The 24,386-nt window shown below is 70.7% G+C and carries 24 protein-coding genes; 15 read left to right on the top strand and 9 right to left on the bottom strand.

All coding sequences use genetic code 11. The features are described 5' to 3' along the window. The first annotated feature begins 47 nt into the window (after positions 1-47). Positions 48-764, top strand: a complete 717-nt coding sequence (locus ACWDTS_RS16190) for a PIG-L deacetylase family protein (RefSeq protein WP_450118601.1) — start codon at positions 48-50, stop codon at positions 762-764. Here ACWDTS_RS16190 and ACWDTS_RS16185 read toward each other — a convergent pair. Together ACWDTS_RS16185 and ACWDTS_RS16180 are read right to left on the bottom strand one after the other, a co-directional pair. Next, positions 761-1,648, bottom strand: coding sequence for a diacylglycerol kinase (locus tag ACWDTS_RS16185; RefSeq protein ID WP_450118600.1), 888 nt, complete (start codon positions 1,646-1,648; stop codon positions 761-763). The genes ACWDTS_RS16190 and ACWDTS_RS16185 overlap by 4 nt on opposite strands. Next, positions 1,645-3,267 (bottom strand): FAD-binding oxidoreductase, encoded by a 1,623-nt coding sequence (locus ACWDTS_RS16180; protein ID WP_450118599.1) that lies wholly within the window; start codon positions 3,265-3,267, stop codon positions 1,645-1,647. Before ACWDTS_RS16180 ends, ACWDTS_RS16185 begins: the two co-directional genes overlap by 4 nt. A gap of 20 nt (positions 3,268-3,287) precedes the next feature. On the opposite strand from ACWDTS_RS16180, the gene ACWDTS_RS16175 reads away from it, so the two are divergent. The 7 genes from ACWDTS_RS16175 to recX all read left to right on the top strand — a co-directional run bounded on the left by ACWDTS_RS16175 (position 3,288) and on the right by recX (position 9,552). After that, entirely contained in the window at positions 3,288-3,908 is a 621-nt protein-coding gene (locus ACWDTS_RS16175; protein WP_197252587.1) for a TetR/AcrR family transcriptional regulator, read from the top strand. Then, positions 3,905-5,443, top strand: coding sequence for a glycerol-3-phosphate dehydrogenase/oxidase (locus ACWDTS_RS16170; RefSeq protein WP_450118598.1), 1,539 nt, complete (start codon positions 3,905-3,907; stop codon positions 5,441-5,443). Before ACWDTS_RS16175 ends, ACWDTS_RS16170 begins: the two co-directional genes overlap by 4 nt. A 44-nt stretch (positions 5,444-5,487) precedes the next feature. Further along, positions 5,488-6,636, top strand: coding sequence for a glycosyltransferase (locus ACWDTS_RS16165; RefSeq protein ID WP_450118597.1), 1,149 nt, complete (start codon positions 5,488-5,490; stop codon positions 6,634-6,636). A gap of 67 nt (positions 6,637-6,703) precedes the next feature. Next, on the top strand, positions 6,704-6,898 hold the full coding sequence (locus ACWDTS_RS16160; RefSeq protein WP_197252590.1) for a DUF3046 domain-containing protein: 195 nt from the start codon (positions 6,704-6,706) through the stop codon (positions 6,896-6,898). 189 nt (positions 6,899-7,087) lie between these two features. Beyond that, positions 7,088-8,125: a recombinase RecA gene (gene recA / locus ACWDTS_RS16155; protein WP_197252591.1), complete on the top strand. Its 1,038-nt coding sequence runs from the start codon at positions 7,088-7,090 to the stop codon at positions 8,123-8,125. A 58-nt stretch (positions 8,126-8,183) separates the two neighbouring features. Then, the gene (locus ACWDTS_RS16150; protein ID WP_450118596.1) at positions 8,184-8,933 is read left to right on the top strand and encodes a DUF459 domain-containing protein; all 750 of its coding nucleotides are present in this window, start codon (positions 8,184-8,186) and stop codon (positions 8,931-8,933) included. 10 nt (positions 8,934-8,943) lie between these two features. Continuing rightward, positions 8,944-9,552: a recombination regulator RecX gene (gene recX, locus ACWDTS_RS16145; RefSeq protein ID WP_450110232.1), complete on the top strand. Its 609-nt coding sequence runs from the start codon at positions 8,944-8,946 to the stop codon at positions 9,550-9,552. Positions 9,553-9,582: 30 nt separating this feature from the next. Here recX and ACWDTS_RS16140 read toward each other — a convergent pair whose 3' ends face one another. The 4 genes from ACWDTS_RS16140 to gluA all read right to left on the bottom strand — a co-directional run bounded on the left by ACWDTS_RS16140 (position 9,583) and on the right by gluA (position 12,877). After that, positions 9,583-10,491, bottom strand: a complete 909-nt coding sequence (locus ACWDTS_RS16140; protein WP_248674744.1) for an amino acid ABC transporter permease — start codon at positions 10,489-10,491, stop codon at positions 9,583-9,585. After that, the gene (locus ACWDTS_RS16135) at positions 10,488-11,168 is read right to left on the bottom strand and encodes an amino acid ABC transporter permease (protein ID WP_450118595.1); all 681 of its coding nucleotides are present in this window, start codon (positions 11,166-11,168) and stop codon (positions 10,488-10,490) included. The genes ACWDTS_RS16140 and ACWDTS_RS16135 overlap by 4 nt, the downstream gene beginning before the upstream one ends. Before the next feature lie 114 nt (positions 11,169-11,282). Beyond that, the gene (locus tag ACWDTS_RS16130) at positions 11,283-12,116 is read right to left on the bottom strand and encodes a glutamate ABC transporter substrate-binding protein (protein ID WP_197254695.1); all 834 of its coding nucleotides are present in this window, start codon (positions 12,114-12,116) and stop codon (positions 11,283-11,285) included. 32 nt (positions 12,117-12,148) lie between these two features. Continuing rightward, the gene (gene gluA / locus ACWDTS_RS16125) at positions 12,149-12,877 is read right to left on the bottom strand and encodes a glutamate ABC transporter ATP-binding protein GluA (protein WP_197254722.1); all 729 of its coding nucleotides are present in this window, start codon (positions 12,875-12,877) and stop codon (positions 12,149-12,151) included. Positions 12,878-13,070: 193 nt separating this feature from the next. On the opposite strand from gluA, the gene miaB reads away from it, so the two are divergent. After that, the gene (gene miaB, locus ACWDTS_RS16120; protein WP_450118594.1) at positions 13,071-14,609 is read left to right on the top strand and encodes a tRNA (N6-isopentenyl adenosine(37)-C2)-methylthiotransferase MiaB; all 1,539 of its coding nucleotides are present in this window, start codon (positions 13,071-13,073) and stop codon (positions 14,607-14,609) included. After that, on the top strand, positions 14,606-15,211 hold the full coding sequence (locus ACWDTS_RS16115; protein ID WP_197254693.1) for an Rv2732c family membrane protein: 606 nt from the start codon (positions 14,606-14,608) through the stop codon (positions 15,209-15,211). Before miaB ends, ACWDTS_RS16115 begins: the two co-directional genes overlap by 4 nt. Positions 15,212-15,314: 103 nt before the next feature. Here the strand turns inward: ACWDTS_RS16115 and ACWDTS_RS16110 are convergent, their stop codons facing one another. Next, the gene (locus tag ACWDTS_RS16110) at positions 15,315-16,703 is read right to left on the bottom strand and encodes a DUF349 domain-containing protein (RefSeq protein ID WP_450118593.1); all 1,389 of its coding nucleotides are present in this window, start codon (positions 16,701-16,703) and stop codon (positions 15,315-15,317) included. A 151-nt stretch (positions 16,704-16,854) separates the two neighbouring features. On the opposite strand from ACWDTS_RS16110, the gene ACWDTS_RS16105 reads away from it, so the two are divergent. From ACWDTS_RS16105 to ACWDTS_RS16085, 5 genes are all read left to right on the top strand, one after another. After that, entirely contained in the window at positions 16,855-17,568 is a 714-nt protein-coding gene (locus tag ACWDTS_RS16105; protein WP_197254689.1) for a class III extradiol ring-cleavage dioxygenase family protein, read from the top strand. After that, complete coding sequence (miaA, locus tag ACWDTS_RS16100; protein ID WP_450118592.1) at positions 17,565-18,491, top strand: tRNA (adenosine(37)-N6)-dimethylallyltransferase MiaA; 927 nt, start codon at positions 17,565-17,567, stop codon at positions 18,489-18,491. Before ACWDTS_RS16105 ends, miaA begins: the two co-directional genes overlap by 4 nt. A gap of 5 nt (positions 18,492-18,496) precedes the next feature. Then, positions 18,497-19,363: a diaminopimelate epimerase gene (gene dapF / locus ACWDTS_RS16095; protein WP_450118591.1), complete on the top strand. Its 867-nt coding sequence runs from the start codon at positions 18,497-18,499 to the stop codon at positions 19,361-19,363. Positions 19,364-19,475: 112 nt separating this feature from the next. Further along, entirely contained in the window at positions 19,476-20,927 is a 1,452-nt protein-coding gene (gene hflX / locus ACWDTS_RS16090; RefSeq protein ID WP_450118590.1) for a GTPase HflX, read from the top strand. 41 nt (positions 20,928-20,968) lie between these two features. Next, positions 20,969-22,048, top strand: a complete 1,080-nt coding sequence (locus ACWDTS_RS16085; protein ID WP_450118589.1) for a hypothetical protein — start codon at positions 20,969-20,971, stop codon at positions 22,046-22,048. 7 nt (positions 22,049-22,055) lie between these two features. On the opposite strand, the gene ACWDTS_RS16080 is transcribed toward ACWDTS_RS16085, so the two are convergent. Both ACWDTS_RS16080 and ACWDTS_RS16075 read right to left on the bottom strand, forming a co-directional pair. Continuing rightward, entirely contained in the window at positions 22,056-22,313 is a 258-nt protein-coding gene (locus ACWDTS_RS16080) for an HPr family phosphocarrier protein (RefSeq protein ID WP_450118588.1), read from the bottom strand. Between the two features lie 39 nt (positions 22,314-22,352). Further along, positions 22,353-24,386 (bottom strand): PTS fructose transporter subunit IIABC, encoded by a 2,034-nt coding sequence (locus ACWDTS_RS16075; RefSeq protein ID WP_450110225.1) that lies wholly within the window; start codon positions 24,384-24,386, stop codon positions 22,353-22,355.

Raw genomic sequence — 24,386 nt, 5'->3', positions numbered from 1 at the left:
ATGCGCGAGTGCCCCCGCACCGAACCGTCATCGCAGATAGTGGTCGTATGGAATCGGTACCGGAGGACTGGGAACGCGGACTGGTGATCGCGGCGCATCCCGACGACATCGAATACGGCGCGGCCGCGGCGGTCGCGCGATGGACCCGGCAGGGAAAGGACATTCGCTACGTGCTGGCCACCAGCGGCGAAGCGGGCATCGCCGGCCTGCCTCCGGAGGAGTGCGGGCCGCTGCGCGAAGCGGAGGAACGGGAATCGGCGCGGATCGTCGGTGTCGAGCAGGTCGAGTTCCTCGGTCACCGCGACGGCACACTCGTCGCCGGACCGGATCTGCGCCGCGACCTCGCCGCCGCGATCCGGCGGCACCGCCCGCACATGGTGGTCACCGGCAATTTCGGGCTCACCTGGTTCCCGGGGATTCTCAACAGCGCCGACCATCGTGCGCTGGGGCTCAGCGTGCTCGACGCGGTCTCCGACGCCGCCAACGAGTGGATCTTCCCGGAGTTGGCCGAACAGGGACTCGAACCGTGGACCGGGGTGCGATGGGTCGCCGTCAACACCACGATGCCGACGCACGCGGTGGACGTCACCGACACGGTCGAGGTCGCGGTGGCCTCGCTTGCCGCGCACCGGCGTTACCTCGAGGCATTGAGCGATGTGCCCGTCGAGGAACAGGCGCAGGCTCAGGTGACGATGGCGTCGGGGCCGCTGCCCGGGTTCGACGCCACCCACGCCGCCGGATTCGAGCTGTACACGTTCGGCTAGGGAACGAATACGCAGCCGGCGTCGGGCACGGCCTCGATGTCGACGGGCAGGGGTCCGACGCGCTCGCCGTCGGCGTAGGCGGTGATGCCGGGGCAGTCGAGCCGCACCGACCGCGCCCGGTACACCGTCACCTCGTCGAGGTCGACGTGGGTGCCGCGGTAGACCGTCGGGAACAGGCGCAGCAGCCGCGACCGGCTCGCGGAGGTCACCACGACTACGTCGAACAGTCCGTCGTCGAGCCGCGCGTTCGGTGCGATCCGCATCCCGCCGCCGTAACTCGACGCGTTGCCCACCGACACCATCGTGGCTTCGGTGTCGAAGGTGTTGCCGTCCAAGGTGATTCGATAGGGAAGCAGGCGCAGGTTCGCGAGTTCGGCCACGGTCGCCGCGTTGTAGCGCAGGTGCCCGCGTGGCCACCGCATCCGATTCGCGCGATCGGTGACCAGAGAATCGAATCCGCTGGCGAGCACCGTGCCGAACCATAGCGGCCGGAGCCCGACGGGTGTCGCACGCCCGAGGTCGATCGTCCGGGTACGGCCGCCGACGATCACGTCGGCGGCCGCGACGGGATCGGTGGGGATGCCGAGCGCCCGCGCGTGGTCGTTGCCGGTGCCCGCCGGTACGATGCCGAGCGGAATTCCGGTGCCGGCCACCGCCTGCCACGCCAGGAACACCAGGCCATCGCCGCCGATCACCACCAGCGCGTCGGTGCCGTCCGCGACGGCCCGCGCGGCCAGTTCCGAGGATTCGGCGGGGGAGTCGCCGGCGATCTCGGTGACGACGAACCCGCGCTCGCGCAGGCGGTGCAGGGCTGCGGCGCGGACGTGTGCGGACCGCCGGTCGCGGGCGGCCGGATTCGTGAGTGCGGTGACGGTGCCGGTCACCCGATCAGCTTCCCAGGATTGAGGATTCCGCGAGGGTCGATCGCGTTCTTCACCGCGGCGAGCACGTCGAGTCCCAGATCGCCGACTTCCGCTTCCAGCCACGGCAGGTGGTCGCGACCGACCGCGTGGTGATGGGTGATTGTGCCGCCCGCCGCGACGATCGCGTCGCCCGCGGCGCGCTTGGCCCGCGACCACTGCGCGATCGGGTCGTCGGACTGGGCGCACACCACCGTGAAATACAGCGAAGCGCCGGTCGGATAGGTGTGGGAGATGTGGCACATCACCAGCGGCGGTGTGCCCTGCGCGGTCAGGTCCGCGGTGAGCGCCTCGGTGACGGAGGCGCGCAGGGACAGCAGGTTGGACCAGGTCGTCGCGGTCTCGAGGGTTTCGGCGAGCGCCCCGACCCGCAGCAGGGCGTCGCGCAGATGCGGTGCGTCGAACCGGCCGTGCTGCCAGGCGCGGGCCGGACCGTCGCCCAGATCGGTGCCGCCGGACGCCGCGAGCAGCGCCGCGACCTCGGCGGCACGGGCCCGCACGTGCGCTTCGCTGCCCTCGACGGTGGTCACGGCGAGGCAGCCGCCGGGAGCGTCACCGCCGATGTTCTCGTGCAGTGCGAGATTCATGCCGGTTTCGGCCTCGTCCGACAGCCGGAGCACCGTCGGCAGGGCGCCGGTCCCGGCGAGTGTGCGCAATGCCGCCGCGCCGGTCGCGAAATCGGGAAACGACCACGCCCGGAACGCGGTGGTCGCGGGCACGGGGTGAATGCGCACCCCCACCTCGGTGACGATGCCGAGCGTGCCCTCCGAGCCGAGGAACAATCGGCGCAGGTCGGGACCGGCCGCGGACGCCGGCGCCCGTCCGGCGCGCAGTGTGCCGCGCGGGGTGGCGACGACGAGATGGTCGACCATGTCCTCGAACCGCCCGTAGCCGGCCGACGCCTGGCCCGCCGAGCGGGTGACCGCGAAGCCGCCGAGAGTCGCGTGCCGGTAACTCTGAGGGAAGTGACCGAGCGAGAAGCCGTGCGCGGCCAGCAGCTGTTCGGTCTGCGGTCCGGTCGCGCCGGCCTGCAGGGTCGCCAGACCGGACACCGGATCGAGGCTCGTCAGCGCGGTCAGGCGGCGCAGATCGACCGTGACCACCGCTTCGAACCGCCCCCGCACCGGATCCACGCCGCCGACGACGCTGGTGCCGCCGCCGAACGGGACCACCGCGATCGCCTCCGTCGAGCAGTAGGAGAGCACGGCGACGACCTCCTCGTGGCTGCCCGGGAACAGCACCGCATCCGGCGCGTCCTGCTCGGCGCGGCTGCGTCGGCGCAGAAGGTCGAGGGTGCTCTTGCCGCCCGCGTGCCGCAGCCGCGTCCGGTCGTCGTCGGCGAAGTGGTCGCGGCCGACGATCCGGGCGAGTTCGTCGCGGTGTTCGGGGCGTAGCCGGCCCGGACTCAGTCGCACGTCGGCTTCGGGGAGGACGCGGTCGCGTCCGGTGTCGACGCCGAGTGCCTGTTCGAGCAGGTCGAGGACCCGCGCGGAGAGTTCGATGCGGCGGTCCTCGGTTCCCCACGCGTCCCACGCCATCGTCGGCGCTTCGTCGGGATGTTGCGGGGTGAAAGGCGCGTTCATGGGTTACAGTTTTACATACGATGTCGATCCGTAACGATGATTCGAGAACCGCAGGTCCGCGCGAGCCCGCCAGGATCGAGGACCAGATCCTCGACGCCGCCTACTCCTGCATGCTCGACTTCGGTTTGCGGCGGACGACGCTCGCCGAGGTTGCCCGCCGCGCGGGGGTCAGCCGCCCGACCGTCTACCGCCGCTGGCCCGACACCCGCGCGATCGTCGCGGACCTGCTCACCCGCGAGATCCGGCGCGTCGTCCCCGACGCGGCCGGCGGTGGCCCGGCGCGGACCCGGCTCGTTCGGGCGGTCGTGACCACCGCCGACGCGATCGGCGCCCATCCGCTGTTCCGGAAGATCGTGAACACCGACCCGGACGTGCTCACCACCTACATCGTCGACCGGCTCGGCACCAGCCAGCGCATGCTGCTCGACACCCTGACCGCCGGCATCGTCGAGGGGCAACGCGACGGATCGATCCGCGAGGGCGAACCGCGGCGGATCGCCGTGATGGTGCTGCTCACCGCGCAGTCGGTGGTCCAGTCGGCGCGCGCGGTCGCCGACACGACACCCCGCGAACAGTTGCTGGCCGAACTCGGCCACGCGGTCGACGCCTATCTGACCCCCACCCAGGGAGGACCACCGTGACCGGACTCGGACCCGGCGCGCTCTCCGCGGTGCGCCGCCGCCGCGACCTGGACCGGCTCGCCGACAACCCCACCGTCGACGTGCTGGTGATCGGCGGCGGGGTGACCGGCGCCGGGGTCGCACTCGACGCCGCCGCCCGCGGGCTGAGCGTCGTCCTCGTCGAACGTCACGACCTCGCGTTCGGAACCAGCCGGTGGAGCTCGAAACTCGTCCACGGCGGACTGCGCTATCTCGCGACCGGCAACGTCGGGATCGCACACGAGAGCGCGGTCGAACGCGGCATCCTCATGACCGTCACCGCCCCGCACCTGATCCGGTCGATGCCGCAACTGGTCCCGCTGCTGCCGTCCCTCGGCCGCGCCGAGTCCGCGCTGGTCCGGGCCGGTTTCCTCGCCGGGGACGCGCTGCGCGCGGCGGCCCGCACTCCCGGGACGCTGCTGCCGCGGTCGCGCCGGGTCGGAGCGGCCCGTGCCGCCGCCCTCGTCCCCGCGGTGCGTCGCGACGGACTCCGCGGCGGGCTGCTCGCCCACGACGGGCAACTCGTCGACGACGCCCGGCTCGTCGTCGCGCTCGCCCGCACCGCCGCGACCTTCGGTGCGCGCATCCTCACCCGCGTCTCCGCGTACGCCGCCACCGCCGAGACGGCGGTCCTGCACGACGAGATCACCGGCGGAGACCTGACGGTGCGGGCCCGCGCGGTGATCAACGCGGCGGGGGTGTGGGCCGGCCACGTCGATCCCTCGATCGCGCTGCGCCCCAGCCGCGGCACCCACCTGGTCCTCGACGCGGCCGCCCTCGGGCACCCTTCCGCGGCGCTCACCGTTCCCGTTCCGGGCGCGACCAACCGGTTCGTGTTCGCCCTGCCCGCCCAGCTCGGGCGGATCTACCTCGGCCTCACCGACGAGGACGCCCCCGGCGACATCCCCGACGTCCCGCACGCGACCGACGGCGAGATCGACTTCCTGCTCGACACCGTCAACTCGGCGCTCACCACCGCGCTGACCCGCGACGACGTGCTCGCCACCTATTCCGGGCTGCGTCCGCTCCTGCGCACGCCCGACGGGGACGGTGCCACGGCGGACCTGTCCCGCAAGCACGCGGTCGTCCGCGGCGGAGGCCGTCCGATCGGCATCGTCGGCGGCAAGCTGACCACCTACCGGAAGATGGCGCAGGACGCGGTGGACGCCGCCGTCGCCGCCACCGGATTGCCGGCCGGGCCCTGCAACACCCACCGGATAGCGCTGGTCGGGGCGGCGGACCGGACGGCGCTGTCCCGGCTGTCGGCGCCGGTGTCCCTGGTGAGTCGCTACGGGACCGAGGCGGCGTTCCTCGCCGCCGATCCCGCGGGACTCGCGCCCGTCGCTCCCGGCCTGGACGTGTGCCGCGCCGAACTCGAGTTCGCAGTCACCCACGAGGGGGCACTCGACGCCGACGACATCCTCGACCGGCGTACCCGCATCGGCCTCGTCCCCGCGGACCGGGCCGCGGCGCACGACGCGGCACTGTCCGTGCTCGCCGAGCACGGCCTCGCCTGACCGGTCCCGGCCGAGCGGCCCGCGCGATGTGACAGGCTGGTGCGATGCGAGTTGCGGTGGTGGCCGGACCTGATGCCGGACATGCGATCCCGGCGATCGAACTGTGCCGGCGCCTGGCGGAGGCGGGGGACGATCCGATCCTGTTCACCGGCGAGCGCTGGCTGGGTACCGACCTGCCCGGCGTCACGTTCGCGCTGCTCAAAGGCCTGGATCCGCGGCCGGGCGACGACGACGCCGACGCCGGCGCCAAGCTCCACGCCCGCGCCGCGCACATCGCGACCGAGATCCTGCCCGACCTGAGCGCGCTGCTGCCGGACCTGGTCGTCTCCGACGTCATCACCGCCGGAGGCGGCATGGCCGCCGAACGGCTCGGCATCCCCTGGATCGAGCTGTCCCCGCATCCGCTGTACCTGCCCTCACGCGGCCTGCCGCCTATCGGCAGCGGTCTCGCGCCCGGTCGTGGGATCCGCGGCCGGGTCCGGGACGCCCTGCTGCGTCGCATGACCGCCCGCTCCGTGCGGCAGGGCGAACGCGAACGCGGCGCCGCGCGGATGGGCATCGGCCTGCCCGAAAAGGACCCGGGACCCGCCGCGCGCCTGATCGCGACCCTGCCGGCGCTCGAGGTGCCGCGACCCGATTGGCCCGCGAACGCGCACCTCGTGGGTCCGCTGCTGTGGGAACCGACCGAGACCGTGCTGACTCCACCCCCCGGCACCGGCCCGCTGGTGATGGTGGCTCCGTCCACGGCGACCACCGGTGTCGTGGGCATGCTCGACGCCGTGTGCACCGCTCTGGACGGAACCGGGATGCGTGTCGCGGCGACCATGCTCGACGGAGCCGACGGGGAACTGCCGGACTGGGCGGTCGCGGGGCGGGGCCGCCAGGACCTGCTGCTCGGGCAGGCCGACGTGGTGGTGTGCGGCGGCGGTCACGGGATGCTCGCGAAGGCGCTGAGTGCCGGAGTACCCGCGGTGATCGTGCCCGGGGGTGGCGACCAGTGGGAACTGGCCAACCGGGCCGCCCGGCAGGGCAGCGCGCTGGTGGTGCGGCCGCTCGATCCCGTGGCTGTACTCACCGCGGTCGAGACGATCCTGAGCGAGAAGCGTTTCGCTGCGGCGGCCCGCAGTGCCGCAGCGACCGCGAGCCGGGTCGAGGATCCGGTGCAGGTCTGCCGGACCGTGGCAACTGCCTGAGCAACCCACCTGCCTGAACAACCCACCGCTTCGACGCGACCGGCCGGCGCCCACTACCGTGGGCGGGATGCGATTGACGGAATTCCACGAGCTCGTCCGGATCGAATTCGGGCAGCTCCACGGCGACGCGTTGCTCCGCGACCACGTGATTCTCTCGCTCGGCGGTCTCACCCCCGCCGAGGCGATCGAAGCAGGTCAGGAGCCTCGAGAGGTGTGGCGTGCCATGTGTGAGGAGTTCGACGTGCCGCCCTCGCGCCGGTGACGCGACGAGCCGGAACGCACCGTTCGAACAATTGTTCGCCTATGCTGGTGTCGTGCACGGTGGCGTAGTTGTCCACAGGCGTCGGATCCATCCACAGATCCGGCGGCTCACCGGTCGCCACGACGAACTTGTCGGTACCGGGCTCTAACGTCGTCGACAACAAGACGAGATTCGATGAAGGGGACCACGATGGCAGCACAGGCACACGACCGCGAGAAGGCGCTCGAGCTCGCCCTCGCGCAGATCGACAAGAGCTTCGGCAAGGGCTCCGTGATGCGACTGGGGGAGGAGGCCCACCAGCCGATCGCGGTGATTCCGACGGGATCGATCGCGCTCGACGTCGCACTCGGTATCGGCGGTCTGCCGCGCGGCCGCGTGGTCGAGATCTACGGTCCGGAATCCTCGGGTAAGACGACGGTCGCGCTGCATGCGGTGGCCAACGCGCAGGCCAACGGCGGCATTGCGGCGTTCATCGACGCCGAGCACGCGCTCGACCCGGAGTACGCCCGCAAGCTCGGTGTCGACACCGACGCACTGCTGGTGTCCCAGCCGGACACCGGTGAGCAGGCGCTCGAGATCGCGGACATGCTGATCCGCTCCGGCGCGCTCGACATCATCGTGGTCGACTCGGTCGCGGCGCTCGTGCCGCGCGCCGAGATCGAGGGCGAGATGGGCGACAGCCACGTCGGTCTGCAGGCCCGCCTCATGAGCCAGGCGTTGCGCAAGATGACCGGTGCCCTCAACAACTCCGGCACCACCGCGATCTTCATCAACCAGCTGCGCGAGAAGATCGGCGTCATGTTCGGCTCGCCCGAAACCACCACGGGCGGTAAGGCTCTGAAGTTCTACGCCTCCGTCCGACTGGACGTGCGGCGGATCGAGACGCTCAAGGACGGCGGCGACGCCGTCGGTAACCGCACCCGCGTCAAGGTCGTCAAGAACAAGGTTTCGCCGCCGTTCAAGCAGGCCGAGTTCGACATCCTCTACGGTCAGGGCATCTCGAAGGAGGGCTCGCTCATCGACATGGGTGTCGAGCAGGGCATCGTCCGCAAGTCCGGATCCTGGTACACCTACGAGGGCGACCAGCTCGGCCAGGGCAAGGAGAACGCGCGCAAGTTCCTGCTCGAGAACACCGACATCCGCGACGAGATCGAGAAGAAGATCAAGGAGAAGCTCGGTATCGGCGCCGTGGTCACCGACGAGGCCGAGGAAGCCGCCGACTTCTGACGCACGCCTGCGGCGGGTGGCGGGCACGGTCGACGACCGGGCCCGCCACCCTGGCATCATGGCCGCCATGACCGTGCGGCCGATTCGATTGTGTTTCTTCGGTGATTCGTTCGTCGCGGGAGTTGGTGATCCCGCGCATCGCGGCTGGACAGGTCTGCTCGCCGAGTGCGCTCGGCCGGCGCTCGGCGACGTCGATGTCACCCGGCCGGCGCTCGGCGACGTCGATGTCACCCGGCCGGCGCTCGGCGACGTCGATGTCACCCGGTCGGCGCTCGGCGACGTCGATGTCACCGTCTACAACCTCGGGGTCCGCCGCGACACGACCGCCGATGTCCGGGCCCGCTGGCTCGACGAGGCCCGCCGTCGCTTCCCGGACGGGTGCGACAATCGCCTCGTCCTCTCGTTCGGTGTCAACGACACGACGTTGCTGGACGACTCGGCGCAGCAAGAGGATTCGACGCGGGTGCCGCCCGCGGATTCGGTGACCAACCTCACCGCGATCCTCGACGACGCCCGCGCGTGTGGCTGGCCGGTGTTCGTCGTCGGTCCGCCACCGGTTGCCGACGAGCAGCAGAATGCACGCACCCGGCGCCTCGACGGGCTGTTCGCCGAGGTGTGTGCCGAGCGGAACGTGACGTACTGCCCGGTCTTCGAGCACCTTCACGGCGACACCGCGTGGATACGGGAAGCGGCTGCGGGGGACGGGGCGCACCCGTCCGCGCAGGGATACCGCGACCTCGCCGACGTCGTACAGGGGGCGTGGATCACGTGGATCCGCTCGGCGGCCGCTGTCGGTGGGGCCCGCTAACGTGCCGGACATGGACGATCCCACGACTCCGGACCCGCACTCGGCCCCCTCGTCCGGGCAGGGCCGTCGACGTCCGCGCCCGGAACCCGGAGGAGGCACGGAGGCGCAGGCCAAGGACGTGTGCCTGCGCCTGCTGACGGACCGGGCACGCAGCCGTGCCGAACTGGCCACGAAGCTCGCGGAGAAGGGGTTCACGGCGGAGATCACCGAGCGCACCCTGGACCGGCTCGCCGCGGTGGGCCTGGTCGACGACGCGGACTTCGCGCAGCAGTGGGTCCGGTCCCGGCACCTGTACGCCGGCAAGGGCAAACGCGCGATCGCACTCGAACTGCGCCGCAAAGGAATCGGGCAGCAGGATGCCGCGGAGGCGCTGGACCAGATCGACAGCGACGACGAACGCGAGCGCGCCGTCGAGCTCGTACGCAAGAAGCTGCGCACCCAGCCGCCGCTGCCGACCGAGGGTGATCGACGCGAGATCGCCGCCGAGCGGGACAAGCTCGTGCGCCGGCTGGTCGGCATGCTGGCGCGACGAGGCTATTCCCAGGGCATGGCGTTCGACGTGGTGCGCAGTGAACTCGCCGAGTTCGGCTCCGGCACCGACGGTCTCGCGGACGTCTGACGCGGTCCGGTCACCGCCGCGCGGGTCGCGTCACGGTTTCTGCTCGCCGGTGATGTCCATGCCGGGAACCGCCATCACCGGGATGGTTTGCGGCTCTTCGGGTGTCACGGCGCCCTTCTTGCGGCGACCGGCCCGCAGCTGCTTCTCGACCCGGGTGGCCAGTACCGTCAGCGAACTGTTCAGCACGATCATGATCGCGGCGACCACCAGCAGCGACGGCAGATAGTTGCCGAAGGCCGCGCCGAGCTGCTGACCGGACCGCACCACTTCGACGTAACCGATCAGATAGCCGAGCGCCGAATCCTTCAGTGCCACCACCATCTGCGAGATGATCGCCGGCAGCATCACCGTGACGGCCTGCGGCAGCAGGATCAGGCGCATGACCTGGTTCTTGCGCATACCCAGGGCGCTCGCCGCCTCGGTCTGCCCGCGTGGCAGGGACCGGATGCCGGCGCGCACCAGCTCCGCGATCACCGAGCCGTTGTACAGGGTCAGGCCCGTGACCACCGCGGCGAGCGCGAGATAGGACGATTTGAACACCCGGTATTCGGCGAAGATCTGGTACAGGAAGATCATCAGGATCAGCACCGGCACCGCCCGGAACAGTTCGACGATCGTGCCGCTCACGAGGCGCACCGAGCGATGGTCGGACAACCGGCCGATGCCGAGCACGAACCCGAGGATCAGCGCGAACACGATGGAGAGCGCGGCGGCGATCAGGGTGCCGCGGATACCGGGCAGCAGATAGGTCGTCCACGACGTCGACTCGAGGAACGGATCCCATTTGGCCGCGGTCAGCTGCCCCTTGCTGTCCAGGGCGCGGTACACCACGTACCCGGCAGCGACGAGCAGGACGACGACGAGCGCGGAGATCGCGTGGTAGGTCGCGCGGGCCCGCGGGCCGGGCGCGTCGTAGAGGACGGTTGCGCGGGCGCTCATCGGGCCACCTCGTAACGCTTTCCGAGCCAGCCGAACAGCAGGCCCATGGGAAGGGTGAGAATCACGAAGCCGAGCGCGAAGATCCCACCGACGAGGAAGATCGCGGCTTCGGTCTCGATCATCGACTTCATCAGGAGCGAGGCCTCGGCCACACCGATCACGGAGGCGATCGTCGAGTTCTTCGTCAGGGCGATCAGCACACTGCCGAGCGGAGCGATGACGGCGCGGAACGCCTGGGGCAGGACGATCAGCCGCAGATTCTGCGCGAACGTCAGGCCCAGCGAGCGGCCCGCCTCCGACTGCCCGACGTGGACGGTGTTGATGCCGGACCGCAGTGATTCACAGACGAATGCCGCCGTGTAGACGCTGAGGCCGAGAACTGCGAGCCGGAAGTTGTTGTCCACCAAGAAGGTCGGTGAATCGGTCGGTGCGAGCGCGACACCCAGGGTCTGCGAGAGGCCGAACAGGCAGAACAGGATGATCAGCGTCAGCGGCGTGTTGCGGAAGATCGTCACGTACGCGGCTCCGACCGCCCGCGCGACCGGGATGGGGGAGACCCGCATCGCGGCGATAATCGTGCCGAGAATCAGGGCGGCGATCGCGGACAGAACGGTGAGCTGGATCGTGGTCCAGAACGCCTCGAGCAGTTGACTGCCGTACTTGTTCAACAGATCCACTGGTGGACTCCAGGATTCGATGGACGAGACTGTGCGACGAGCTCGCACCCGAGCTGCGACGCGGGCCGGACGATCCGCCCCGAACGGGCTGTGGATCGTCCGGCCGCGACCGGATCAGTAACGATCGATGGTCGGCTGCTCCGGAACCGGAAGGCCGGAGGCGCCGACCGTGGACTGGAACGCAGCCTCCCACGCTCCGGAATCGAGCATCGACTGGATCGCGTCGTTGATGCGGGCCCGCGACTCCTCGTCGCCCTTGGCGAGACCGATCCCGTAGTTCTCGGTGGTGAACGGTTCACCGACCACCTTGAACTCACCCGGGGACTGCGCCGCGTAGCCGGCGAGGATGATCGCATCGGTGGTCAGCGCATCGACCGCGCCGTTGCGCAGCGCCTCGACGCAGGCCGAGTACGTGTCGAATTCCTGCAGCTGCACGTCCTGCGCGTACTTGTCCTTCACGTTCTGCGCCGGGGTCGAGCCCGCAACCGAGCACAGCTTCTTGCCGCCGTTGAGCGATTCGGGTCCGGTGATGTCCGTGTTGTCCGCCCGCACGAGCAGCGACTGTCCTGTGACCATGTACGGCCCGGCGAAGTCGACCTTCTCCTTGCGAGCATCGGTGATCGAGTACGTCGCGACGATGTAGTCGACCTCACCGTTCTGGATGAGCGTCTCGCGCTGCGCGGACGGTGCCTCCTTGAACGTGATGTTCTCCTCCGAGACACCGAGCTGACCGGCGACGTACTTGGCGACCTCCACGTCGAAACCGCTGAAGGTGCCGTCCGGGTTGCGCAGTCCGAGCCCCGGCTGGTCGAACTTGATGCCGATCGTGAGATTCCCGGCCTGGGCGGACTCGAGGGCGCTGCGCTGCTCCTCGCCACCACACGCGGTGGCGGCGAGCGCAACGGCGAGCGCGCCGAGGCCCAGGCGGACGGTGCGGGACAGTTTCATTCGGACTACCTCCAGTGATCGGGGCTGACGGGTCAGTGGCTGAGGATCTTGCCGAGGAAGTCCTTCGCGCGATCGGACTTCGGGGCGGTGAAGAAGGTGTTCGGGTCGGTGTCCTCGACGATCTGCCCGTCCGCCATGAACAGCACGCGGTCGCCGGCCTTGCGGGCGAAACCCATCTCGTGGGTGACGACGAGCATCGTCATGCCCTCCTTCGCGAGGGAGGTCATCACGTCGAGCACCTCCTGGACCATCTCGGGGTCCAGCGCGGAGGTGGGCTCGTCGAACAGCATCACCTTGGGGTTCATCGCCAGGGCGCGGGCGATGGCGACGCGCTGCTGCTGGCCGCCGGACAGCTGGGCCGGATACTTCTCGGCCTGATTGGCGATACCGACCCGCTCGAGCAGCGCGAGCGCATCCTTCTTCGCCTCGTCCTTCTTCTTCTTGCGGACCTTCAGCGGCGCGAGCATGACGTTGTCGAGGATCGTCTTGTGGGCGAACAGGTTGAACGACTGGAACACCATGCCCACGTCGGCACGCAGGGCGGCGAGTGCCTTGCCCTCCGCGGGCAGGACCTTGCCGTCGACCTCGATCCGCCCGGAATCGATCGGTTCGAGCCGGTTGATGGTGCGGCACAGGGTGGACTTGCCGGAACCCGACGGCCCCAGCACGATCACCACCTGGCCGCGCGGGATCTCCAGATCGATGTTCTGCAGCACGTGCAGGGACCCGAAATATTTGTTCACGTTCGCCATCGAGATCATCGACGGCGTGGAGGTCTTCTCCATATCGACAGCCTCTGGTGCCATGTCCAGGACCCTATGCGGTGGCAGGCACGCAGGACCGGATTTTGAGGCACGACGCGCGGCAGGAAACGGAACTTTTGCGACACGGGTGCGGGCTGCGGCCCGACCAGGGCAGATACGGCGCGGTTCTGGGCCTGAGCTACCCTGAGACGTGTCATTGATCGACGATGAAACCATCTCCGACTCCCCGGCCGGCGCCCGAACGTACGAAGTTCGCACGTACGGCTGCCAGATGAACGTGCACGATTCGGAGCGACTGTCCGGTCTGCTGGAGGAGGCGGGCTTCGCGAAGGTCGCCCCGGGCGGCTCGCCCGACCTGGTCGTCTTCAACACCTGTGCGGTGCGGGAGAACGCCGACAACAAGCTGTACGGCAACCTGAGCCATCTGCGTCCGGTCAAGGACGAGAACCCGAACATGCAGATCGCGGTCGGCGGCTGCCTCGCCCAGAAGGACCGCGACATCGTCGTGAAGAAGGCGCCCTGGGTCGATGTGGTGTTCGGCACCCACAACATCGGCAACCTGCCGGCGCTGCTCGACCGCGCGCGGCACAACCGCAAGGCCGAGGTGGAGATCCTCGAGTCGCTCGATGCGTTCCCGTCGACCCTGCCGGCCAAGCGCGAGTCCGCCTACGCCGGATGGGTGTCGATCTCCGTCGGCTGCAACAACACGTGCACCTTCTGCATCGTGCCGTCGCTGCGCGGCAAGGAGGTCGACCGGCGGCCCGGCGACATCCTCGCCGAGGTCCGGGCACTCGTCGACGAGGGCGTGCTCGAGGTGACGCTGCTCGGCCAGAACGTGAACTCGTACGGCCGCTCCTTCGCCGATCCGGACCAGCCCCGCGACCGCGGTGCCTTCGCCGCGCTGCTGCGCGCGTGCGGGCAGATCGAGGGCCTCGAGCGCGTCCGGTTCACGTCGCCGCACCCCGCGGAGTTCACCGACGACGTGATCGACGCCATGGCGCAGACCCCCAACGTGTGCCCCCAGCTGCACATGCCGCTGCAGTCCGGCAGCGACCGCATCCTGCGCGCGATGCGGCGCTCGTACCGCAAGGAGAAGTTCCTCGGGATCATCGAACGGGTGCGCGCCGCGATGCCGCACGCGGCGATCACCACCGACATCATCGTCGGGTTCCCCGGCGAAACCGAAGAGGACTTCCAGGAAACCCTCGACGTCGTGGAAAAGGCCCGTTTCACCAGTGCCTTCACCTTCCAGTACTCGAAGCGTCCGGGTACCCCGGCCGCGGAGATGGACGGCCAGCTTCCCAAGGCGGTCGTGCAGGAACGCTACGAGCGGCTGATCGCGCTGCAGGAACGGATCACCCTCGAGGAGAACCGCAAGCTCGTCGGCACCGAGGTCGAGTTGCTGGTGGCTGCCGGGGAAGGCCGCAAGGACGCCGAGACCGCCCGCATGAGCGGCCGCGCCCGCGACGGCCGGTTGGTGCACTTCCGCCCCGAGGGGAACATCGACGGTGCGGTGCGTCCCGGCGACATCGTCACGATCGTCGTCAGCGATGCGGCCCCGCACCACCTGGTCGCCGACACCCCGATCCTGACGCACCGCCGCACCCGGGCGGGCGACCACTTCGAACAAGGACGTATGCCCAAGACCCCGCCGATCGGCGTGGGACTGGGACTGCCGAAGATCGGGGTTCCCGAACCCCTTCCGACACAGATGGGATGTGACGCATGAGCGCCGCACACGACGACGGCGCGGACGACCCGATGGACGAGGTCCTCGGGGACCTCGAACAGGCCGAACGCAAGATCGCGAGCGAGATCGATCCCGGCGCGCGGGCGGTCGTCGTCGCCGTCGGCGTTCTGCTCCTGCTCGGCTCCTTCAGCCTGCCGCACGCCGGAGCCGCCAACGGCTGGGAGATCCTGTCGTTCGGGCAGGACGCCGTCGCCGAGGACATCGCGCTGCCGTCACGCATCTTCGTGTGGCTGGCATTGGTCTTCGGCGGGGTGTGCTCGATCCTGGCGTTGCTCACCCGCAAGTGGGTGCTCGCGTGGCTGGCCCTGGCCGGATCCGCCGTCTCCATCGTCTTCGGCATGCTGTCGATCTGGACCCGGCAGACGCTGCCCGTCGAGTCGACGGCCTCCGGGCCGGGCATCGGCCTCGTCCTCGGATGGTTCGCGGTCATGCTGCTGACCTTCCACTGGACGCGGGTCGTGTGGGCGCGCACCTCGCTGCAGCTCGCGGCGGAAGCGGAGCTTCGCCGGGCCGCCGCCGAGGAGGAGCGCAGGGCCGAGGAGGAACGCAAGGGACTGTTCGGCACCGACGACAACCCGTAACCACCCCGCCCTCCGGCCTCCGGCCTGGAGCCTCCGGCATCAGGACAGAAAACCCCGCGTCACCGTCTCCGGTGATGCGGGGTTTCTCTGTCTGTGACTGCGGTCAGCGTTCGCCGATGGCACCCTCGGCCGCGTCGGCCCATTCGCGCCACTGCTGCGCCTGCGCGAGTGCCTTCTCCGCGTCCTTCGCGCGTCCGGCCGCGGTCGCCTTCGCAGCCTGCTCCTCGAACTGACGCACCCGCTCCCGGAACTGCGCGGCGCGAGCCAGGGCTTCGGGGTCGGTGCGGCGCCATTCGGACTCGGCGGCCTCGTGCACCCGCTTCTCGATCGCCCGCAGGCGGGACTCGAGATCGTGCATCCGCTCGCGCGGAACCTTGCCGATCTGCTCCCACTTGTCCTGCAGTTCCCGCAGCTGCGCGCGGGCGACGTCGATGTCGCCGGACGGATCGATCGAGGCGGCGGCGAGCAGAGCTTCCTTCGCCCGCGCGTTCTCCTCGAACTCCGCGTCCCGCTCGGCGCTCGCGGCGTTGCGGGCGGCGAAGAACACGTCCTGCGCACCCTTGAAACGCTTCCACAGCTGGTCGTCCGCCTCGCGGGGCGCCCGCCCGGCCGCCTTCCACTCGGTGAGCAGATCCCGGAACGCCGCGGCGGTCGCACCCCAGTCGGTGGAATCCTGCAGCGCTTCGGCGCGCGCGACGAGTTCCTCCTTGCGGGCCTTCGCGGCGGCACGTTCACGGTCGAGTTCGGCGAAGTGCGCACCGCGGCGGCGGTTGAACGCCTCGCGGGCCTTCGAGTAGCGCCGCCACAGCGCGTCGTCGACCTTGCGGTCCACGCCCCGGATGGTCTTCCACTCCTCGAGGATCTCCCGCAACCGGTCGCCGGCGGCCTTCCACTGGGTGGACTCGGCGCCGATCTTCTCCGCTTCCGCAGCGAGCGCCTCCTTGCGGGCCGTGTTCTCCGCCCGCTGGTGCTCCTTCTCGTGCTTGGCGGCCGTCGCGGCCTTCTCCGAGTCCGCGACGATCGTCGCAAGACGCGCGGCGAGCCCGTCGAGGTCGCCGATCACCGCGGCGGTCGGCAGCGACTCCGCCAGCGCTTCCGCGGCGGCTCGCGTCTTCTTCGCGTCACCGGAACCCGACGCGAGCCGGGACTCGAGGATCGCGACCTCGGTCGCGAGATCGTCGAAGCGGCGCCCGAAGTGCGCGAGACCCTCGGCCGCGTCACCGGCCTGCCACGAACCGATGCACCGCTCGCCTGCGGAGGTCACCACCCATGCGGTGCCGTCCTCGTCCACCCGGCCGAACAGACTCGGGTCGCTCGCGGGCACCGCCGGGGCTGCCGCATGCACGTGCGAGGGCACCGGATGCGGTTTCGGGGTGTGCTCCGCGCCGGGACGCGGCGCACCGGGCGTGGGCGCCGGCTTCGGGGCCGCGGGTGCCGGCACGGCACCGGATTCTCGAGTTGCGCTCGTGTCCTGTGCGTTGGGGTCGGTCATCGGGTCCTCATCTCTGCCGCGCGGCACGGCTGCCTGGTCGCATGGCTCATCCGTAGGTCCGCCGCGGGGTCACCCGCGACGACGTCCGCCCACTATTGAAACAGGTCGCGCCCTCGCGGGGCGCCCGGTCCGGTCGACTACCGTGGCTCGTGTGCTGACCGCTGCGGTATTCGTGCCGTCCCCGCCCCTCCTCGTGCCCGAGCTGAACGGCCTTGCCGCGAACGAGACCGACGAGCTGCGCAGCGCCGCGCTCGCCGCTGTCTCCGAGATCGGCGACTGCACCGACTGGGTCGTCGTCGGGACCGGCCGGGCCGTCGAACGGATCGCGGCGACGGCGTCCGGCACGTTCCGCGGCTACGGCGCCGACGTCCGTGTGGGCCTCGGCCCCGACGCGACCGGTGAGGCCGATCCGGAGCTGGCGTTGCCCGCGCTGATCGCCGGATGGCTGCGCGGCCGGGCGGCCCCCGGTGTGCGCGCGGAGGTCCACGTCGTGCCCGTCGACGCGGGCCGGGACGAGTGCACCGGGCTCGGGCAGCGGCTGCGGGCCGAGCTGGACGAGGGTGACAAACGCCGTGGGCTGCTGGTGATCGCCGACGGGGCCGCGACCCTGACCGCCAAGGCACCGGGCGCGTTCGACGCGCGTGCCGAGGCCGTCGAAACCGACCTCGCTGCCGCACTCGCCGCCGGGGATCCGTCGGCGCTGGCCGCGCTCGACCCGGACCTGTGCGCCGGGATCGTCCTCGACGGACGCGCCGCCTGGCAGGTTCTCGCCGGTGCGTTCACCACGGCACCGAGTGCGGTGAAGATCGTCTACCGCGGCGCGCCGTACGGGGTCGGCTATCACGTCGGGACGTGGCGACCGTGAGCGCGACCGTTCCCGTCGCCGTCGTCGGCCCGACCGCCACCGGCAAATCCGACCTGGGCCTGGACCTGGCATGCGCGCTCGGCGGCGAGATCGTCAACATCGATGCCATGCAGCAGTACCGGGGCATGGACATCGGTACCGCGAAGCTGACCGTCGCCGAACGCCGGAGCATTCCGCACCACCAGCTCGACGTGCTCGACGTGGTCGACACCGCCACCGTCGCCCGCTACCAGGAGGCCGCCACCGCGGACATCGAGGCGATCCGTGCGCGCGGAGCGGTCCCCATCATCGTGGGCGGCTCGATGATGTACGTGCAGGCCCTGCTCGACGACTGGGCGTTCCCGGCGACGGACCCGCAGGTCCGCGCGAAGTGGGAGGCGGTGCTCGCCGAGGGCGGTCTCGCCGCCGTGCACGCCGCGCTGCAGCAGGCCGACCCGGTCGCGGCCGCGACGATCCTGCCGACCGACGGGCGCCGCATGGTGCGGGCGCTCGAGGTGGTCGAGCTGACCGGCCGGCCGTTCGCGGCATCGCAACCGCAGCGGGGGGAGCCCCGCTGGGGCACGGTGATCCTCGGGGTGGACCGCGAGACCACCGAACTCGACGAGCGCATCGCGCGGCGCACCGACCTGATGTTCGAGCGCGGACTCGTCGACGAGGTACGCGGACTGCTCGACCACGGGCTGCGCGACGGGGTTACCGCGAAACGGGCCATCGGCTACGCCCAGGTGCTCGAGTACCTCGACGGCGACTGCGACCTCGAGCATGCCCGCGAGCGCACCTTCATCGGCACCCGCCGGTACGTCCGCCGGCAGCGATCCTGGTTCCGCCGCGATCCACGGGTCCACTGGCTCGACGGCGCCGACCCGGACCTGACGGCCGCGGCCCTGCGCGTCGTGGGCGCGACGAGCGGCTCGATAAGCTGACCGGCATGGAGTTCAGCAAAGGGCACGGCACCGAGAACGATTTCGTGATTCTTCCCGACCCGGACGCCCGGCTGGACCTCGCGCCGGAGCGGGTCGCCGCCCTGTGCGACCGTCGCCGCGGTCTCGGCGCCGACGGCATTCTGCGGGTCGCTCGGGCCGGGGCGCTCGTCGAGCGCGGCGTGCTCGCGGAACTGCCCGACGGTACCGGCGCCGACGACTGGTTCATGGACTACCGCAACGGCGACGGCTCGATCGCCGAGATGTGCGGCAACGGCGTCCGGGTCTTCGCGCACTACCTGTGCGCCCAGGGTCTGGAGAGCCGCACCCACTTCGTGGTCGGCAGCCGGGCCGGGGGCAAGCCCGTGCAGGTGCATGCGGCCGGTTCGGTCGACGGCGAGGTCACCGTCGACATGGGTGTCGTCCGCGAGCTGGGGGAGTCCGCCGCGACCGTCGAGGGCCGCGTGTACAAGGGTCTGGGCATCGACGTCGGCAATCCGCACCTGGCATGCGTCGACCCGCAGTTGGCGGGCACCGGCCTGGCCGCGCTCGACCTGTCCGCGCCCGGTTACGATCCGGGCTTCTTCCCGCACGGCGTCAACATCGAGTTCCTCACCCCCATCACCTCGGGCGCGGTCGAGATGCGCGTCCACGAGCGTGGCGTGGGGGAGACCCGGTCGTGCGGCACCGGGACCGTCGCGGCGGCAATGGCCGCACTGCGCTTCGACGGCGCCGACTCCGGCCGCGTCCAGGTGCGGATCCCCGGCGGCACCGTGGAGGTGCGGATCGAGGACTCGCGCGCGTCCCTGCGCGGCCCGTCCGTGCTGGTCGCGACCGGAACCATCGCCGATTCCTGGTGGGCGGCCCTGTCCTGAGATCCGGCGGGTCCGCCCCGGATCCAGGCGTGTCCGCGATGCCGGGAAAAACTCGAATGCACGGACTCCGGTGGCGTGGGACCATGGATCTCGTATGACGAACACACAGCGTATGACGAAGACACCGCGCAACGGGGAGTCCGTGACCGAGGACCGCACCGAATACGACGGATGGACCACCGACGACCCGTCGGTCGGCGAGATGCAGCTCGAGGATCGCAGTGCACTGCGCCGCGTCGCCGGTCTGTCCACCGAACTCGAAGACATCACCGAAGTCGAGTACCGCCAGCTCCGCCTGGAGCGAGTGGTGCTCGTCGGGGTGTGGACCGGCGGAACCGCCGCCCAGGCCGAGGCGAGTCTCGCCGAGCTCGCCGCACTCGCGGAAACCGCGGGTTCCGAGATTCTCGAGGGCCTCATCCAGCGTCGCGACAAGCCCGACGCCGCGACCTACATCGGCTCCGGCAAGGCCGACGAGCTGCGGCAGGTCGTCCTCGCGACCGGCGCCGACACCGTCATCTGCGACGGTGAACTCACCCCGGCCCAGCTCACCGCCCTGGAGAAGGTCGTCAAGGTCAAGGTCATCGACCGGACCGCCCTGATCCTCGACATCTTCGCCCAGCATGCCACCTCCCGGGAAGGCAAGGCGCAGGTCTCGCTCGCCCAGATGGAATACATGCTGCCGCGACTGCGCGGCTGGGGTGAATCGATGTCCCGGCAGGCCGGTGGCCGTGCCGGCAGCAACGGCGGCGTCGGTCTGCGCGGCCCCGGTGAGACGAAGATCGAAACCGATCGCCGTCGCATCCGCGAACGCATGGCGAAGCTGCGCCGCGAGATCAAGGCGATGAAGGCGGCCCGCGACACCAAGCGGACCCGCCGGCTGCGCAACCGCATTCCGTCGGTGGCGATCGTCGGATACACCAACGCCGGCAAGTCGAGCCTGCTCAATGCGCTGACCGGCTCCGGGGTTCTGGTGCAGAACGCCTTGTTCGCGACCCTCGATCCGACCACCCGGCGCGCAGCGCTGCCGGACGGGCGCGAGTTCGTGCTGACCGACACCGTCGGATTCGTGCGGCACCTGCCGACCCAGCTCGTCGAGGCGTTCCGTTCCACCCTCGAGGAAGTCGCGGACGCGGATCTGCTGATGCACGTCGTCGACGGATCCGACCCGATGCCTACCGAGCAGATCAAGGCGGTCCGCGAGGTCGTCACCGAGGTGCTGCGCGAATCCGATGCGCCCGCGCCGCCGGAACTGATCGTCGTCAACAAGATCGACGCCGCCGATCCGGTGATGCTGATGCAGCTGCGCGGGCTGCTTCCGGACGCGATCTTCGTGTCGGCACGCACCGGCGAAGGTCTCGACGAGCTGCGCGACCGGGTCGCCGGACTGCTCGAAGATCCGGACGTCGAGGTCCAGGTGATGCTGCCGTACACGCGCGGAGACCTGCTGGCCCGCATCCACACGGACGGGCAGATCCTCGAATCCGCGCACGGCGAGGACGGCACGCGCGTCCACGCCCGCGTACCGAAGGCGCTGGCCTCGGCCTTGGTCGAGTACGCCGCCTAGTGCGGACGGGGGTGGGGGCCGCGCCGGGCACTGTGCCGAACGTGTTCGCTGCGCTCGTAGGGACGGTTCTGCTCGCGGCGCTCACGGGGACGATCGTGCTCGCGGCGCTCGCCGCACCGGCACCGGCGAGCGCCCAGGCGCAGGACGTGCCGATCGCGGACGTGCAGGAGGGGGTGTTGTGCACCCCGTCGGACGCCGGACTCGCGGAACTGTCCGGACTCGCGATGCTCGACGGCCGCCTGTTCGCAGTACCCGATGCGGGGGCGGACGAGTCGGTCGTCGAACTCGGTGACGACTGCTCGGTCGTGCGCCGCATCCCTGCACCGGTCGACCCCTACGACGTGGAAGACCTTGCGGCCGGACCGGATCGGCGGCTCTGGCTGTCCGACACCGGCGACAACACCGCACGCCGGGAGACCGTCGCGCTGATCTCCCTCGACCCCGCCACCGGTGCCGGTGACCTGTACCGGATGACCTACCCGAGCGGCGCCCGCGACGGTGAGACCCTGCTCATCGGTCGCGACGGCGTGCCCTTGTTCGTGTCGAAGGCCTTGTTCGGTGCGAGCACCGTCTACCGGCCGGCGGACGGGAAGACCCTCACGGATCTCGCGTCGCCCGGACCGAATCCGCTCGAGCAGGTCGGAGTGCTCCGGCTCGGACCCACCGACACCCCGGGGGGACCGCTCGCCGGGGGATCGTCGACCCTGATCACCGGTGGGGCGGTCAGCGCCGACGGCACGGTCGCGGCCGTGCGCACCTACACCGACGTGTATCTCTTCCATGCCCCGGACGGCGACCTGGCGGCGGCACTCGCCGCGGGCCCGCAACTGCGCATCCCGGTCGCCGGTGAGCCGCAGGGGGAAGCGGTCGCGTTCACCCCGGACGGTGATCTGCTCACGGCGTCCGAGTCGAACGGCGGTCCGCTGCCGCAGATCCGGGTGTGGCGCGGGGTGACCGGCCTGTTCGCACCCCCGGAAACCACGGTGTCCGACACGAGCGGTGTCGCGGTCGCGGAAGGTGCGGCGGCAGCCGGCGTGGCGGTGGTCCTGGCTGCCGCGGCGGGCTGGTGGTGGCGCCGGCGACGCCGACCGGCTCGTGGCCGGCCGGCGTCGCGCCGCTGACATCCGGTCAGGCGTCGAGGTCGGTGACCACGAGTTCCGCGATCTTCGCCAGTACGGCGTCGTCGTCGCAGCTGACGGTGACGGCCGTTCCCTGGGTGGCGCCGAGTGTCATGATCATCAGCGCGGAGCCCGCGTCGACGGGTTCGCCGCCGTCCACCGCGAGGGTGACGGGAACACCGGCCGCGACGACGGCCTCCGCGATGATCCCGGCGGGACGGGCATGCAGGCCGATGGACGAGCCGACGGTGACGGTGGTGCTGGACATGGGATCTCCTTCGATCGGTCGAATCGGGGGTTCGATGGGTCAGGCGGCGACCGGCTGCGGTGCCGGGGCCGTGGTGGTCAGGTGGGCGGGGCGTTTGACTTCCTTGGCGAGCGTGACGCACAGGGCGCCGACGGCCGTGCCGGCGGCAAGGGCGATGAAGAACCACAGGACCCGGTCCATCGCGAAGATCACGAACACGCCGCCGTGCGGGGCGGTGAGCGTGACGTCGGTCGCCATCACGATCGCGCCGGTCACGGCGCCGCCGACCATCATCGACGGGATCACGCGGAACGGATCGGCCGCGGCGAACGGGATCGCCCCCTCGGAGATGAACGACGCACCGAGCAGCCACGCGGCCTTGCCGTTCTCGCGTTCCGCGGGGCTGTAGAGCTTCGGCCGCAGCGTCGAGGACAGCGCCATCGCCAGCGGCGGCACCATCCCGGCGGCCATCACCGCGGCCATGATCTGCAGCGATGCGTGGTTGTCGACGGACAGGCCAGCGACCGCGAACGCGTACGCGGCCTTGTTGACCGGGCCGCCGAGGTCGAAGCACATCATCAGGCCGAGGATCACACCGAGGATCACGGCGGAGCCGCCGGACAGGCCGTTGAGCCAGTCGGTGAGCCCGGTCGTGATCGCGGCCAGCGGCCGGCCCAGCACCAGGAACATCAGCGCCCCGACGATGAGCGTGGCGAGCAGCGGGATGATCACGACGGGCTTGAGCCCGCGCGCCCACACCGGCAGCGGGATCCGTCCCACCCACAGGGCCGCGAAACCGGCGATGATGCCGCCGACGAGACCGCCGATGAACCCGGCGCCGACGAAGACCGCGACCGCGCCGGCGGTGAATCCGGGTGCCAGGCCGGGGCGGTCGGCGATCGCGAAGGCGATGTACCCGGCGAGGGCGGGCACCAGGAACGAGAACGCCAGCGACCCGAGCTGGAACAGCACCGCGCCGAGATAGGTGGCGACTCCGCCGGCCGGCAGGTCCCACAGGGTGTTGTTCACTACGATATCGGCGGCCGAATCGGAGATGTCGTACCCGCCGAGCAGGAATCCCAGCGCGATGAGCAGACCACCCGCCGCGACGAACGGGATCATGTAGCTCACGCCGGTGAGCAGGATCTGCCGGATGCGGGTGCCCCAGCCGAGTTCGCCGCCCCGGGTCTCCTCCGCATCCGCGGGAGCGGAACCGGCCTCGACGGTCGCGGTGGACGGGTCGGCTGCGGCACGGACCGCTTCGGCGATCATCGCGTCGGGCTCGTTGATCGCACGCTTGACGCCGGACGCGACCACGGGCTTACCGGCGAAGCGCTCGCGGCCCTTGACGCCGACGTCGGTCGCGAAGATGACCGCGTCCGCGGCGGCGATCGCCGCGGCCGGCAGGGGAGTGCTGCCGGCCGAGCCCTGGGTCTCGACGCGGACGGTGACGCCCGCGCGCTGCCCGGCTGCGGTGAGGGCGTCGGCGGCCATGTAGGTGTGGGCGATGCCGGTGGGGCACGCGGTGATCGCGACGATCGTGCGTTCGGTGGGGGCCGCGTCGGAGGACACCGCCTCCGCTTCGGGTTCCGGCCGGGGTTCCGACACAGGTTCCGGCGCCGGCTGGGGTGGTGGCGGCAACACGCCCTCGACGAGGGCGATGACGTCCGCCTCGGTGGCGGCGCCGCGCAGCGACGCGACGAACTCGGGGCGGACCAGCGCGCGGGCCAGCGACGACAGCAGTTTCATGTGTTCGGCGCCGGCCCCTTCGGGTGCGGCGATCAGGAACACGAGGTCGGCGGGGCCGTCGGGGGCACCGAAGTCGACCTTCGGGGCCAGCCGCGCGAATCCGAGCGACGCCGCGGTGACCGCCTCGGACCGGCAGTGCGGGATAGCCAGGCCTCCGGGAAGACCGGTCGCCGACTTGTCCTCCCGGGCCAGGGCGGCGGCCGCGAGTGCGTCGGCGTCGGAGGCGCGGCCCGCTCCGGTGAGCCGCTGGGCCAGTGCGGTGATCACCGCGGCCTTGTCGGTGCCGAGGTCGGCGTCGAGCGTGATGAGATCCGCGGCGATGATCGCGGGTGCGGTATCTGGCAT

The organism is Rhodococcus sp. NPDC003383 (assembly GCF_053589115.1).
The sequence above is the reverse complement of the archived record's forward strand: the minus strand, read 5'-3'. Positions and strand labels throughout refer to the sequence as shown.